Source organism: Polycladomyces zharkentensis (genome assembly GCF_016938855.1).
GTDB lineage: Bacteria > Bacillota > Bacilli > Thermoactinomycetales > JIR-001 > Polycladomyces > Polycladomyces zharkentensis.
Map to the genome: position 1 here is coordinate 36,157 of NZ_JAFHAP010000002.1, position 13,039 is coordinate 49,195.

Consider the following 13,039-nt stretch of genomic DNA (forward strand, 5'->3'; position numbering starts at 1 on the left):
GTTCATCCCGTTACTGTCTGATCGGCAGATCCAGCCTTCAAGAATGACTTTTCATTTCATTTTCACTGGTAAGAGTTGAAAGAAAGATAGTATCATAGAAAAGTAGCACTTATCCATGGAAAGGAGAAAACGGATGAAAGCCAAGTGGCGTACACTCCTGTCGCTCACACTGGTTGTGGTTCTGCTTACGGGATGCGGTTCCATCGTCAACAATCTGACCCAAGTCGCCGCTGTGAAACAGCAACCGAAAAAACTGACGATGGAAGAAGTGCTGTCCAAAGCGGAACAGCATTTGAACCAAAACGGCGCCCGGTACCAAATCTCCACCTACTTCAATATGCATATGAAATTGCCGAAAGCCGTACATGAGGAATATGGTCAAGCTTCCAGCACATTCAAATTTCAGGGCAACACCGACATGAGCAATAATCCCCGGGCTTTTTACGCGGAAGGAACCCTTTACTCCAAAAGCATTGAAGGATTTAACGAAGAAAAAGACGAAAAGTCCGCCAAATGGTATGATGACGGACAACGCGTCTATGGCAGTGATGACGGGGATGATTGGCAAACAGCGGATATTTCCAACAACCCGTTTCGGGCAGTATTGCCTCATCCCGCATTTCCATTTCACAAACTGGATGATTTATCCGGGCAATTGGCTGTATGGAAAAAAAGCAAAACGATCCAAATGACTGAAACGGATCAAGCCTACGTCATAGAGCTGAAATTGGATGAAAATGCCGATATGACCGCACAAAATACGTATCTGAGCGACTTGAAGCCGTATATCGACAAATGGAAGGAAGAAATCGGCGAAGACGCGAAAGAACAACAGCTGAAAAGTCTGACCCAAAAAATCACCATCGACAAAAACACGTTCGTCCCCAAGGAAATGACATACGAATTGCAGGCCGTATTGCCTTTGGAAGCGGACAACGGGGTCAAGGCCAAAATCAATTTCGTTCACCGGTTTGAGGCCACCTGGAAAGGCAAACATCCCGAAAAAATCCAGGTGCCGGATGACGTGAAAAACAACGCCGAAGAAGTAACGGATAACTGGTGATGATGACAGACAACGGGGACGTGTCTGCCCGATTCACCACACTCGGGTGCGCCTTTTCCAGCCAACAGCGGGAAGAAACGGCCACCTGACACGACACATAAAAAAGGGGTGGTATTTATGGCGGTGCGCAAAATCGAACATGTGGGAGTCATGGTGAAGGACCTGGAGAGATCCATCGCATTTTACCGTGAAGTGATCGGACTGGAACTCATTTCGACATTAACCCATACGAACGAATCCTTGAAACTGGCTTTCCTGGGTTTCCCGGAAGCGAAGGAAACCCAGGTGGAGCTGATTCAAGGCTACAATGACCAACTGCCGCGGGAGGGAAAAGTCCACCATCTCGCGTTTACGGTAGGCGATATCCAAAAGGAATGGGACAGACTGAAACAGTTGAACATTTCCTTCATTGATAATGAGATTGTCACGTTGCCCAACGGCAGTAAATATTTCTTCTTTTATGGACCGGACGGAGAATGGATCGAATTCTTTGAACCCGCCTGATCTGGTCCGTTTCCCCTGTTTTGCCAGGGTGTGACCCGGTTCATCCGTTTTCCTTGGTCTGGCCGGTTCCCCCTTTTTACTTCCATCACAAGCCATTGTCCGTGAAAAACGGCGATCTTTCATTCGGAACGGCTCATCACCGGGCGCGCCCCGGAACGCATTTGATGATCGACGATTCTGCTCGCTTCACCTGCGCTCTCTCGAATAGCAGATCGGGCCACCTGGAACCGGGGAGCGCAGGGAGCGGGCCACGCTGCTCAACGGAAATGGCCCGTGAATCCATCCGCGCTTTCCGATATCGGTGCTCATCAGGCTCAGGTCATCGCTCGCATGGGGAAACATGCCTGATCGAATCACCGGACACCCCCTAGCAAAGCTCAAAAAATCCGCACTGACCACTTATTTGTTCTCACTTTTCCCTTCAATAAAAGCTTCCTTCAACGTCAAATCCGCGCCAAACGGGTGGCGAACCACATTTTTCACCCATTTTCGCTGAATGAAGGCTTCAGACTGAAAATCGAGCGGACTGATGGGGGCATCTTCCAATAATTTTTTTTCCGCCTGCAAGTAGAAACCGATCCGCTTCTCTTCATCCGCGGTGCTTGCAGCCTGTTTCAACCACCGATCATATTCGGGAGCGGACCATTTACCGGGGTTGCACGGTCCTTCCGAAGAAAATGCCACCAGCACGCCTCCCGGGTCGCGATATCCTGAACGCCATTCATTGATCGCAATGTCAAATTCTCCGCGATCCAACTGTTGGGGATAACGGCGAAGCGGCTTGGGATCGATTTTGACTTCCACCCCCAGGTTGCGGCGGAACTGATTTTGCAAAAACAACGCCACTTGTTTGTCTGTGTCCGGAACCGTCATCACCACTTCCTCGGGAAAACGCTCAAGATGCAGATCATCCATCCCTTTTTTCAACCACGCTTGAGCTTGCCGGGGATCGAATCGGTGGATTTCCGGCCGTTTTTCGGCTATTTCTCCGGATCGTTCGTTGAAGGGAAAGATGGAGGGAGGGATGACGGAGCCGGCCGGCATTGAACCGTCATTCAACAGGTGATCAGTCAATGCCTCCCGGTCGATCGCATAGCTGAAAGCTTTTCGAATGTAGGGATTGCGAAACAGTGGCTTTTGCAGGTTGAACTGGAGGAATTGTACGCTGGCGGTGGGTTGCTCCTTCCAATCGGGACTTTTCTTGTACAGATCGGCATAGACTTGATCCACCCGGGCCGTATCGGTTTGATATGTATGATAAAGTTGAATTCCTTCGGCCGTATCGCGTACAACGGCGGTCCTGACCGTTTCCAAAAACACCTCCCCCTTGTCCCAGTATTGCTCGTTCCGAGTGAGTATGATGCTTTTCCCCTGCTCCCAGCCGGAAATGCGGAACGGACCGTCATATACCATCTCCGCCGTGTTTTTTCCGTAACTTTTTCCCAATCGCTTCACGATGTCCGCCCGTTGCGGCAAATAAGCCGACGTCGTTGTCAGCTCCAAAAAATACGGGATCGGACGGGTCAGCGTAACACGAAGCGTTTGCTCATCGACCACCCGAATCCCCACCTGCTTCCAACCGATCCGGCCGCGATGGTAATCTTGCGCCCCTTGGATGGGAAAAAACAGATACGCCGACCGCGAGCGGATTTGGGGATGGAGTACCCGTTTCCATGCGTAGGCGAAATCATCGGCCCGAACCGGCTCTCCGTCACTCCAACGTGCTTCCCTGAGATGAAATGTGTACACGCGCTTGTCCGCACTCACTTCCACCTGCTGGGCGATGGCGGGTTCCGGTTTACTGTCTTTACCCAGCCGCATCAATCCCTCCATCACATTGTTGAGCAAGTTGACGGAATTCGGGTCGACCGCGACGGCACTGTCCAATGTCGCAGGCTCTTCGCTGACGGTCAAATTCAACACCTGCTTTTCCGAACGAATCCGGTTCTGCGAGGAAACCTGGGGCAGAAGGCTGTCACAAGCACTCAATATCAAACTCAATGCGGTCAATATCGCAGCCATGCACAAGGGCTTCCTCATCTCATTCCTCCCTGGTGTAATCCAATTTCTTCTTTTTTCATTTCCTCACTTTTCTTTCTGTTTATAACCTGACTTTTCCTTCCGTTTCATTCGGCGAATCCGGTCGAAAACAAAAGCAAATTGGGGCAAAATTCGTGTTCCTACATCGGCCTTCCATTCCATTCGATTCTTGCACGCTCATCCATAAAGAGGGATAACTTTGGAAGGACTACAAAAGAAGTTGGAGCAAATGATCAACAATGGCCCCGATCCCTTATCAAGGCTTGGGCCAGGATATGACGAAAAATGGGTAAAGGGGAAGCATTCCGTATTGCGTTCATCCTCTTGATTCATGAATAGGTTCCCCGATCTAAAAAATGAGTGGGCGAAAACAACCGCGTTTCACCCACTCATTGACTAAATTCCGGGAAGCCATACGTTGTCCTTACAACGTCAAAAAGCGGAAAGAATGCCGTGGTTTCATCCACCCTACATGTTTAAAATGGTGGAAGTCATTTAATCCTCCGTAAAATAATCCGTATCGATTCGCTTGATGATATACCTGGCATATTCGTTGACCCCAATATCATAATCCATAATATACTCAGCCAATTGTTCCCCGTCGATCAGCACAATCTTTCGGTCGATTCGGTTGACGTATTCCTTTGCTCCATCGGTAAAAGTGGAAGTAGTGATAAACACTCCTTTGTGAGCCCCCTGACCGATCAGACTACCTGTGAATTTTTGTATTTCCGGCCGGCCTACTGATCCGTTCCACCGTTTGGCTTGGATATAAATAGTGTCAAGACCCAAAAATGCACCTTTTGGAAGGCTACGAAGACCAATGTAGAGCTTTGACTACATTGGAAACAATTATTGGAAAATGGAAGGCAATTATCCTCTTGCATTTATTGAGAGGGGGAACTAAACGCTTCAGTGAATTACAAAAATTGATACCAGAAATAACAAAAAGAATGCTTACATTACAATTAAGAGACTTAGAGGAAGAGGATATTATTAAACGGGTGGTTTATCCACAAGTTCCTCCCAAGGTTGAATATTCAATAACGGACCATGGTCGAACATTGGAGCCTATCTTAGAGGAGATGCATGATTGGGGAAATAAACATTTGGATCATATAAGAAATAAAAATGCACAAGTACATGTTTCGGATGAAGTGTAAAAGTAATGCCAGCTGGATCGTTCCGCAACGATGCTTTAGTGCCAAATCAATGACATATCTGGCATACTTGTGATTGGTCGTTTGACGGAAGTTGGCGATTTTTTCGCTAAGAACCTCACGTCGTTTGGGGACAGGCCTGGCCGATGGTGGATCAGGCTGGAGAACCGCCTGATGACACTCGGCAGGATGATCAATCCACCGATCCGGAGGAGAACACATCAAGTTTATCACCATCTTTTCTATATTTATAAATAACATCTAGTATATGTTGTGGCAAATCTTTCACTTCGATCATACAACATCATCCTTTTGAGACGGAGCTGCTGAACAGCCCCGTTTTTATCCAAATAAACCTCTTACGAATCTACCTACACTAGAAGCAGCATTCTTCTTCACGCTGTTTGCAATAATTTTACCAATTTCTTTCACCTTTTTAACCCCTTTGGCAACACCTTTCTTGAAGTTGGCGGCATTCGCTTTATACGCACCTGCTGCCCACAACACCGTCTCTCCAACAAACATTACTGCACCTGCTGGAGGACAGGCCATTATCGATACCATCATTATCTTGCAAAATCAAATCTTCATCAAATATATTTCTTTTTTCAACTTATCTCTACGAAACAAAAATGCGGGTGAAACAAGTCGTTTCACCCGCGCTGTAATCCATATTTACATTTTTTCCGGTGCTTCCACACCCACCAAAGCCAAACCGTTGCGGATCACTTGGGCCACGCCCGCAAACAGCGCCAGCCGTGCCCGCGTCAGCTCCGCATCGTCGCCGATGACACGCTCGGCGTTATAGTAGCTGTGGAACTGGGTGGCCAATTCGTACAGGTAGCGCACCACGCGGTTGGGTGCCAGTTGTTCGGCCGCCATCGCGATTTCCGACGGGAAGTCGGCCAGCTTTTGCAGCAGGTCGAATTCCCGGTCATCCTGCAACCGTTTCAGTGATTCAAGATCCAGTTCCAACGGGATTCCCCGTTCCTTGGCTTGGCGGAACACACTGTTGATCCGGGCGTGCGCGTATTGCACGTAGTAGACCGGGTTGTCCGTCGACCGGGAAACGGCCAGGTCCATGTCGAAATCCATATGCGTGTCGGGACTGCGCATGCCGAAGAAGTACCGCGCCGCGTCCACGCCGACTTCATCCATCAGTTCTGCCAAGGTGACGGCTTTCCCGGTACGCTTGGACATTTTGACCAACTCGCCGCCCTGGTACAGCTTCACCATCTGAGTAACCACGACGGTCAACTTTTCCGGATCAAGGCCAAGCGCCGCCATCGCCGCTTTCATTCGCGGGATGTAGCCGTGGTGGTCGGCCCCCCAGATGTTGATCACTTTGTCGGCCCGTGCGTATTTGTTGCGGTGATAGGCGATGTCCGGTGTCAGGTAGGTATAGGAGCCGTCCTGTTTGATCAGCACCCGGTCCTTGTCGTCGCCGAATGCGGTCGATTTCAGCCACAGGGCACCGTCTTTTTCATAGGTGTACCCTTTTTCCTTCAGTTCGGCCAGTGTTTCCTCCACTGCTCCGGATTCGTACAGGGAGGTTTCACTGAACCATACATCCATCCGGACGCGGAAACGCTCCAAATCCTCCCGGATGCGGTCCAACAGCCGTTTCAATCCGTATTCTCGGAAAAACGCCAGCCGTTCTTCGCGCTCCATCGCGGCGTACCGTTCCCCGTCCCGCTCCACCAATTCCTTGGCGATCTCGATAATGTCTTGTCCCCTGTATCCGTCTTCGGGAATCTCCGCTTCCTGCCCCAAGGCCTGCAAGTAACGGGCTTCCAAAGACAATGCCAACATGCGAATCTGGTTGCCGGCGTCGTTGATGTAGTATTCCCGTGTCACCTCATACCCGGCAGCATCCAGGATATTGCACAGGGAATCGCCGACTGCAGCCCCCCGCGCATGTCCCAGGTGCAGGCTCCCCGTCGGGTTGGCGCTGACAAACTCCACGTTGACGCGTTGTCCCTGCCCCGCGTCGGTCCGGCCGTAAGCTTCCTTGGCTTGGTCAATTTCGACGAGCACCTGTGCCAAATAGGAGCGGTTGATGAAAAAGTTGATAAAGCCGGGGCCGGCCACCTGGATGTCACGAACATGCGCTTTTTCCCGATTGATGTGGTCGACGATTTGTGCAGCGATCTCGCGCGGGTTTTTCTTGGCCACCCGCGCCAATTGCATCGCGATGTTGGTTGCCAGATCCCCGTGTGACCGGTCGCGCGGCACTTCCAACATCACTTCAGGAATCTGTTCGGCCTGTGCGAGGCCCGCACCGATCACTGCTTGACGAATCTCCTCTTTCAGCGTATCTTTCATGCGTTGAAAAACATTCATGGTTGCTCCGTACCCTCCGTCCACTCAATCTGGAGTTGATATTGTCCCATCTCTTCCTCTCCCATATGCAACCAGAAAGAGAAGAGAATCACCCCACCGTTGTCTCTTCTGTCGCGCCGATAATCCAGTGTCCTCACCCGCATTTCGCCTTCTCCCGCCGGAGTGTGGATAAGGCTGCCCGTTTCGTGTCCGGGGCGATAGGTTTGACGAAAAGCGATGGCTCCTTCGCGAATGATGGTGACTTCGTTTTCTGTCGCTTTTACCACAGTGTGCACTTCATCCTTGGTCCCCCGGTTTTCCCAGTATCGCAACACCCATTGCCCGTCTCGATCCTCAAATTCTCCCACTTCGTTTTGCTCAATCTCGTCATTCCATTCGCCTTTTGACAAAATGGTGGATCGAATGCGCAAATGAACAGGGATCACGGCTTACGCCCCTTTCCCGATTGTTTGTATCTTACCACTAGAAATGGGAAATGCCAAACGGGTCCAATGCATATATGGAACAAAGCTTCCTCCGTTTGGAAGGAAGCTTGGATGATCGACAAACATGGCTTATTTGACAAACCCGATCAACATTTCGCGCAACACTTTGGCTGCCGCCACCGGTGTCTGCTCCGTCGGATCGTAGACGGGCGCCACCTCGACAATGTCCGCCCCGACGACACGCACATCCGATCGGGCGATCAAGCGGATGGCTTCCAACAATTCGCGCGAGGTGATCCCGCCCGGCTCCGGCGTGCCCGTTCCCGGCGCAAAGGCAGGGTCCAATACGTCGATGTCCACGGTGACGTACACCGGCCGTCCTTTCAATCCGGGCAGTTCGCTTCGGAGCGGTTCCACCACGTCAAACGGATGAAAGTGAATGCCGGATCGCTCCGCATACTCAAACTCTTCCTTGGTTCCGGATCGAATCCCGAACTGATACACATTTTGCGGCCCGATCAACTCGGCGATTTTGCGCAGGGGCGTGGCATGCGACAATGCTTCCCCCTCATAATCGGTCCGCAAATCCGCATGGGCATCCAAGTGGATCACGGCCAGATCGGGATAATGCCGGTATACCTCCCGCACCACCGGCCAGGTGACGAGATGTTCCCCTCCCAGCCCGAACGGGATTTTGCCGTGAGAGAGCACCTTATCCACAAACGCGCCGATCTTCGCGACACTTTTCTCCGGATTGCCGAATGGCAACGGAATGTCCCCCGCATCGTAATATTTCACTTCCGTCATTTCGCGACGAAGATACGGGCTGTACTCCTCCAGCACCAATGACACTTCGCGCACCCGCGCCGGGCCGAAGCGGGAACCCGGACGGAAGCTGACCGTCCAATCCATCGGCATACCATAGATGACCGCCTGTGCAGCGTCCCAATCCTGTGTCGCACCGATGAAGACATTGCCCGAGTAGGCTTCGTCAAACCGCATACCGAATCACACTCACTTTTCGATCAATTCTTGGACAAATTGCGGCAGTTGGAACAGGGCTTTGTGCATCTCCGGACGGTAATAACGGGTGTCGAGGCGCGGCAGTTTGCTTTCATCCACCTCCACCGGATCGAACTTTTTCGAACCGATGGTGAAGCTCCACAATCCGCTCGGGTAAGTGGGAATGCTGGCCGTATACAGCCGCGTGATCGGGAAAATGTCCGAGATGTCGCGGAATACTTGGCGGATCAAATCACGGTTGAACCACGGGGATTCCGTCTGCGCCACCATGATGCCGTCTTCGCGCAATGCATCGTAAATCCCTTGATAAAACGGTTTTTGGAACAACCCCACCGCCGGACCGATCGGTTCGGTGGAATCCACCAAAATGACGTCATACGCGTTATGATGCGCCTGGATGTGCTTGATGCCATCCTCCACGCGAACCTGCACACGCGGATCGTCCAGACATCCCGCGATTTCCGGGAAGAATTGCTTGGATACCTCGATCACGCGCCCGTCGATCTCCACCAACGTGGCTGTCTCTACTGTCGGGTGCTTCAGGATTTCGCGGATCGCACCGCCGTCACCACCACCCACCACCAATACGTGTTTGGGTTCCGGATGGGTGTTCATGGCGACATGGGTAATCATCTCATGATAGACAAACTCATCTTTGTCCGTCGTCATCACCATGCCGTCAAGCACCAGCATGTTGCCGAACTGACGCGTTTCCATGACGTCGATCGACTGATACTCGGTTTTTTCGTGATGCAACGTCCGGTTGATCCGGGTGGTAATCCCGTGATTGGGCGTTTGTTTTTCGGTATACCAGAGTTCGGTTTCAAATTTATCCATGGTCGTCCCCTTCCATCTGAATCGTACTGGCTGATGATATGCCGTTCTGTCTCACAAAGGTCCATCATAAGAATAATCGAAGTGAGGCAAGCGCACAACGATTTCCTGACTGCTTCTCACCGATCCTGTCAGGGTTTTCTTACCAAACCGTATCCTCCTGCAGGAGAGACGAATCACCGATCACAACCCAACCTTCAGGTATATTCTTTCTGGTTGATTCCCATACTGATACGGAAAATTCTTCTGCCTTTTTCAAAGAAAAAGAGAAGGTGCACGGGAACCATCCGTGTCCCGTGACCAAAACCGTGGCGGTGGATGGGAATGCTGTTACGCGTCTTTCGCTGGTTCGGCCTGCTTCTCATAACAGGATCGGCACTTTTGCTGTTCACCATACTATACCTCAAATCCAAACCGCTCCCGCCGCCGGAAATTCCGATGACAACCAAAATTGTCGACGAAAACGGCCGCGTGATCGATCAGCTGGATAACGGGGAACACCGGGATCCCATACAGTTGTCCCGTATCCCGCGCTCAATGGTGGCGGCCACACTGGCGGCAGAGGATCAAACGTTTTACCGGCATTGGGGTTTCTCGCTCAAAGGGATCGCCCGTGCCGCCTGGGTCAATTTGAGGGAACGCCGGCTGGCACAAGGGGCCAGCACGATTACACAACAGCTGGCCCGCAATCTGTATCTGACCCAGGACCGGACATGGTCGCGGAAACTGAAGGAAGCCGCTTTGACCGCCCAACTGGAACTGCACTATTCCAAAGATGAGATTCTGGAGATGTATCTCAACAAAATTTATTACGGCCACGGAGCTTACGGCATCCAGCGGGCGGCGAAAATCTATTTCGGCAAACCGGTGGAGCAGTTGACATTGGCAGAATGCGCCATGTTGGCGGGGATTCCCCGCGGTCCCGCCTTTTACTCCCCGTTTGAACATCCCGAACGCGCCAAACGGCGACAACGGGCGATTCTCGACACCATGGCCAAAAGAGGATTTGTTCAGCGAGCGGAGGCAGAAGAAGCCAAACGGGAGACGATCGTCCTGGCTGGCAAACCTCCTACTGAAAATGCCGCGTCGGCACCGTATTTCCGCGATTACATCGTCAAAACGGCGATCACGCAGTTGGGACTGGACGAAGAGCAGGTACTTCACGGCGGACTGACCATCACCACGACAATCAACCTGAAGATGCAAAAAGCGGCAGAGCAAGCGGTCAGACAATATGTGGGCAACAAAAAAGGGCTTCAGGCGGCATTGATCTCCATCGAGCCAAAAACGGGGTATATCCGGGCGATGGTCGGGGGAAAAAGCTACCGTGAATCCCAATACAACCGTGTGTTCGCCAAACGGCAACCCGGCTCGTCTTTCAAGCCAATCCTGTATCTGGCGGCACTTCAAAACGGATACACGCCGCTGACACGAATCGAGAGCCGTCCGACCACCTTCACCTACCAGGGCAAAACGTATGCACCGCAAAATTTCGGCGGTTCCTATGCCAACCGGCCGATCACGTTGCGAGAAGCGATTGCCCGTTCAGACAACATCTATGCGGTCACCACCCATTTCCGCATCGGTCTGGATCAATTGGTGCAAACCGCCCGACGCTTGGGTGTACGCAGTCCGCTCAGACCCGTTCCTTCCCTTGCGTTGGGCTCCTACGCCGTCTCCCCGTTTGAGATGGGGCAGGTTTATGCCACATTGGCCAACGGGGGTGTGCGCAACCCGCCGACCGGCATCCTGAAGATTGTGGATGCCAACGGTCAGGTGATCTATCAGCATCAACCCCGGCCGTCTCAAACGGTTCCGGCCGCACCGACCTTTGTGCTGACGCATTTGTTGGAGAGCGTGTTCGATTCCGGCGGCACCGCCCATCGCGTAAAACAAATGTTGTCGCGTCCGATAGCCGGTAAAACCGGCAGCACCGATTGGGACGGATGGCTGTCCGGTTACACCCCCGAGCTGTCCACCACGGTATGGGTGGGATATGACCGGCAACGTCCGCTGCCTCACCGTGATGCACGACTGTCCCAATACATCTGGGGCACCTATATGCATGAGGCGCTGAAAAACCGGCCGATCGTCCTGTTCCGCCCCCCGGAAGATGTCAAAGGAGTCTACATCGATCCGGATACGGACGCGTTGGCGACGGATACCTGTCCGCATCGCGTGTTGGAGTATTTTCTGGCCGGGACGGAGCCCAAAGAACCTTGCCCCGTCCATTCAACACCGACGAAAGAACAGGAATCCCCGTCCATTTGGGATCGGATTTTGCAGTGGTTTCAATGAAGGAACACAAACCCCCCGCTTGCATGCCATGGCGGGGGGTTCAAATATTGCCCCATCTGCGGGCGCCGGGTTCCCGACTGAGACTCCGTACCGTCCGGGACGGGTTGGTCAATGATCAGGATGCAACATTTTCCAAGTGAGCGAGACCTGAGCCCGATCGAGCGAGGAAAAACACGGGAATGCAGCATTGCCCCTGGCCTCCCGCGCCCTGCGCCTCCGGTTTTCGCGTTTTGCTCTGCTTCTTTGCAGACACAGATGGGGCCGTCCGGAAAGCAAGCGCACCTGTTGTCCAACCTTTTTGAGCGGAGAGGATCCAAATTTCCCCTCCAGCAACTCCAGATATTGTCGGAGATGCAGACCGGCATTGAAGCACTACCTTCTTCGTCCCTTTACTCAGCACTCGTCGCTTCCGCCGATCCGGCCTTCACCGTCGGTCCACACGCCGTCGTTGTACAACGAGATCAAACCGGCACGATTCAGTTCCTGGAGTACCTCAAACAGGCTGTCTCGTTTCCCGGCCGGCAATTGCCGGACAAAACGGTTGATATCTTCGGGTGAAGCGTGTACAGCGAAGTGAACGCCTCCGTGACGTGCAAAATGATCGTTGTCATGGGTGTGGATCATGGGGTTCGTCCTCCTCCTTTTCCCCTATGATGCGCATTGGCGGTGGGGAATATCAGGGGAAGGACGGGGACGGATGAAAACGCTTAACAAAAACCGAAACAGCGGGGCTTACCCCGCTGTTTCGGCGTCCTAGCAACTTTGGTTCCGTTACCTTATTTATTAGTGTATCCTTGTGTAAAAGGCGCGGCAATAAGCCCCGCCCAATGTTCACACAGCGTTCAATTTTCTGAGGTGGCCAACGCCTGTTTCAGTTCGTCGCCGGAGTTTTTCCACATCTCTTCATTATGGCTGATCAACAAATCGCGCAGCGCTTTTTTCTCCACATCATTCAGCCCGTCCAGCTTGATCCGCCGCTTCAGAGCATCATCCATCCGGTTGACGTGCTCGGGGAGAATCTTCCACCCGATCCGCGCTTCCCGGTCGATTACCATGGAGCACGCGGTCACACCGGCATAATACGGGCCCTCTTCATTTCGATCCACCGCCACCCAAACAACCCAATACTGTTTACCGTTGGGCACCTGTTGGAGATCCGTCGTCCATTTGATCCCCCGCTCCACTGCGCTTTTGGCATGGATCAGCCCCAAATCGATTTTGGCTTGATCCCCGTCAATCAGCACGGAAGAGAGATTGCTCAAATTGAGCGTACCCGTCACATATCCGCCGTGTGTGGTGGCATCGTTTCGAATGATATTGAACCCGGACTGATTCTTTTTCATCCCACT

At 52.4% G+C, this 13,039-nt stretch carries 13 protein-coding genes; 4 read left to right on the forward strand and 9 right to left on the reverse strand.

The genetic code is table 11. The features are described from left to right. Nucleotides 1-133: 133 nt before the first annotated feature. Entirely contained in the window at nt 134-1,063 is a 930-nt protein-coding gene (locus tag JQC72_RS01090) for a DUF6612 family protein (protein ID WP_205492280.1), read from the forward strand. A 117-nt stretch (nt 1,064-1,180) separates the two neighbouring features. Further along, the gene (locus JQC72_RS01095; RefSeq protein ID WP_205492281.1) at nt 1,181-1,567 is read left to right on the forward strand and encodes a VOC family protein; all 387 of its coding nucleotides are present in this window, start codon (nt 1,181-1,183) and stop codon (nt 1,565-1,567) included. Nucleotides 1,568-1,966: 399 nt separating this feature from the next. On the opposite strand, the gene JQC72_RS01100 is transcribed toward JQC72_RS01095, so the two are convergent. Then, entirely contained in the window at nt 1,967-3,607 is a 1,641-nt protein-coding gene (locus tag JQC72_RS01100) for a peptide ABC transporter substrate-binding protein (protein ID WP_205492282.1), read from the reverse strand. Nucleotides 3,608-4,102: 495 nt separating this feature from the next. Continuing rightward, entirely contained in the window at nt 4,103-4,399 is a 297-nt protein-coding gene (locus tag JQC72_RS01105) for a restriction endonuclease (protein WP_335342370.1), read from the reverse strand. A gap of 2 nt (nt 4,400-4,401) precedes the next feature. Here JQC72_RS01105 and JQC72_RS01110 point away from each other — a divergent pair, with 2 nt between their 5' ends. After that, the gene (locus tag JQC72_RS01110) at nt 4,402-4,770 is read left to right on the forward strand and encodes a winged helix-turn-helix transcriptional regulator (RefSeq protein WP_205492283.1); all 369 of its coding nucleotides are present in this window, start codon (nt 4,402-4,404) and stop codon (nt 4,768-4,770) included. Nucleotides 4,771-5,109: 339 nt separating this feature from the next. Here JQC72_RS01110 and JQC72_RS01115 read toward each other — a convergent pair whose 3' ends face one another. The 5 genes from JQC72_RS01115 to speE form a co-directional block, all read right to left on the reverse strand. Next, complete coding sequence (locus JQC72_RS01115; RefSeq protein ID WP_205492284.1) at nt 5,110-5,292, reverse strand: hypothetical protein; 183 nt, start codon at nt 5,290-5,292, stop codon at nt 5,110-5,112. Between the two features lie 150 nt (nt 5,293-5,442). Beyond that, nucleotides 5,443-7,110 (reverse strand): arginine--tRNA ligase, encoded by a 1,668-nt coding sequence (gene argS, locus JQC72_RS01120; protein ID WP_205492285.1) that lies wholly within the window; start codon nt 7,108-7,110, stop codon nt 5,443-5,445. Then, a complete protein-coding gene (locus JQC72_RS01125; protein ID WP_205492286.1) occupies nt 7,107-7,535 on the reverse strand; it encodes a YwiB family protein in 429 nt (142 codons plus the stop codon). The genes argS and JQC72_RS01125 overlap by 4 nt, the downstream gene beginning before the upstream one ends. 129 nt (nt 7,536-7,664) lie before the next feature. Beyond that, nucleotides 7,665-8,537: an agmatinase gene (gene speB, locus JQC72_RS01130; protein ID WP_205492287.1), complete on the reverse strand. Its 873-nt coding sequence runs from the start codon at nt 8,535-8,537 to the stop codon at nt 7,665-7,667. Between the two features lie 12 nt (nt 8,538-8,549). Further along, entirely contained in the window at nt 8,550-9,395 is an 846-nt protein-coding gene (gene speE / locus JQC72_RS01135) for a polyamine aminopropyltransferase (protein ID WP_205492288.1), read from the reverse strand. Nucleotides 9,396-9,716: 321 nt separating this feature from the next. Here speE and JQC72_RS01140 point away from each other — a divergent pair, with 321 nt between their 5' ends. Next, nucleotides 9,717-11,690, forward strand: a complete 1,974-nt coding sequence (locus JQC72_RS01140) for a transglycosylase domain-containing protein (RefSeq protein ID WP_205492289.1) — start codon at nt 9,717-9,719, stop codon at nt 11,688-11,690. 393 nt (nt 11,691-12,083) lie between these two features. Here JQC72_RS01140 and JQC72_RS01145 read toward each other — a convergent pair whose 3' ends face one another. Further along, nucleotides 12,084-12,314 (reverse strand): hypothetical protein, encoded by a 231-nt coding sequence (locus tag JQC72_RS01145; RefSeq protein ID WP_205492290.1) that lies wholly within the window; start codon nt 12,312-12,314, stop codon nt 12,084-12,086. Between the two features lie 218 nt (nt 12,315-12,532). Beyond that, nucleotides 12,533-13,033 carry a YwhD family protein gene (locus tag JQC72_RS01150; protein WP_205492291.1) on the reverse strand — a complete coding sequence of 167 codons (501 nt, stop codon included), beginning with the start codon at nt 13,031-13,033 and terminating at the stop codon, nt 12,533-12,535. Nucleotides 13,034-13,039 lie beyond the last annotated feature (6 nt).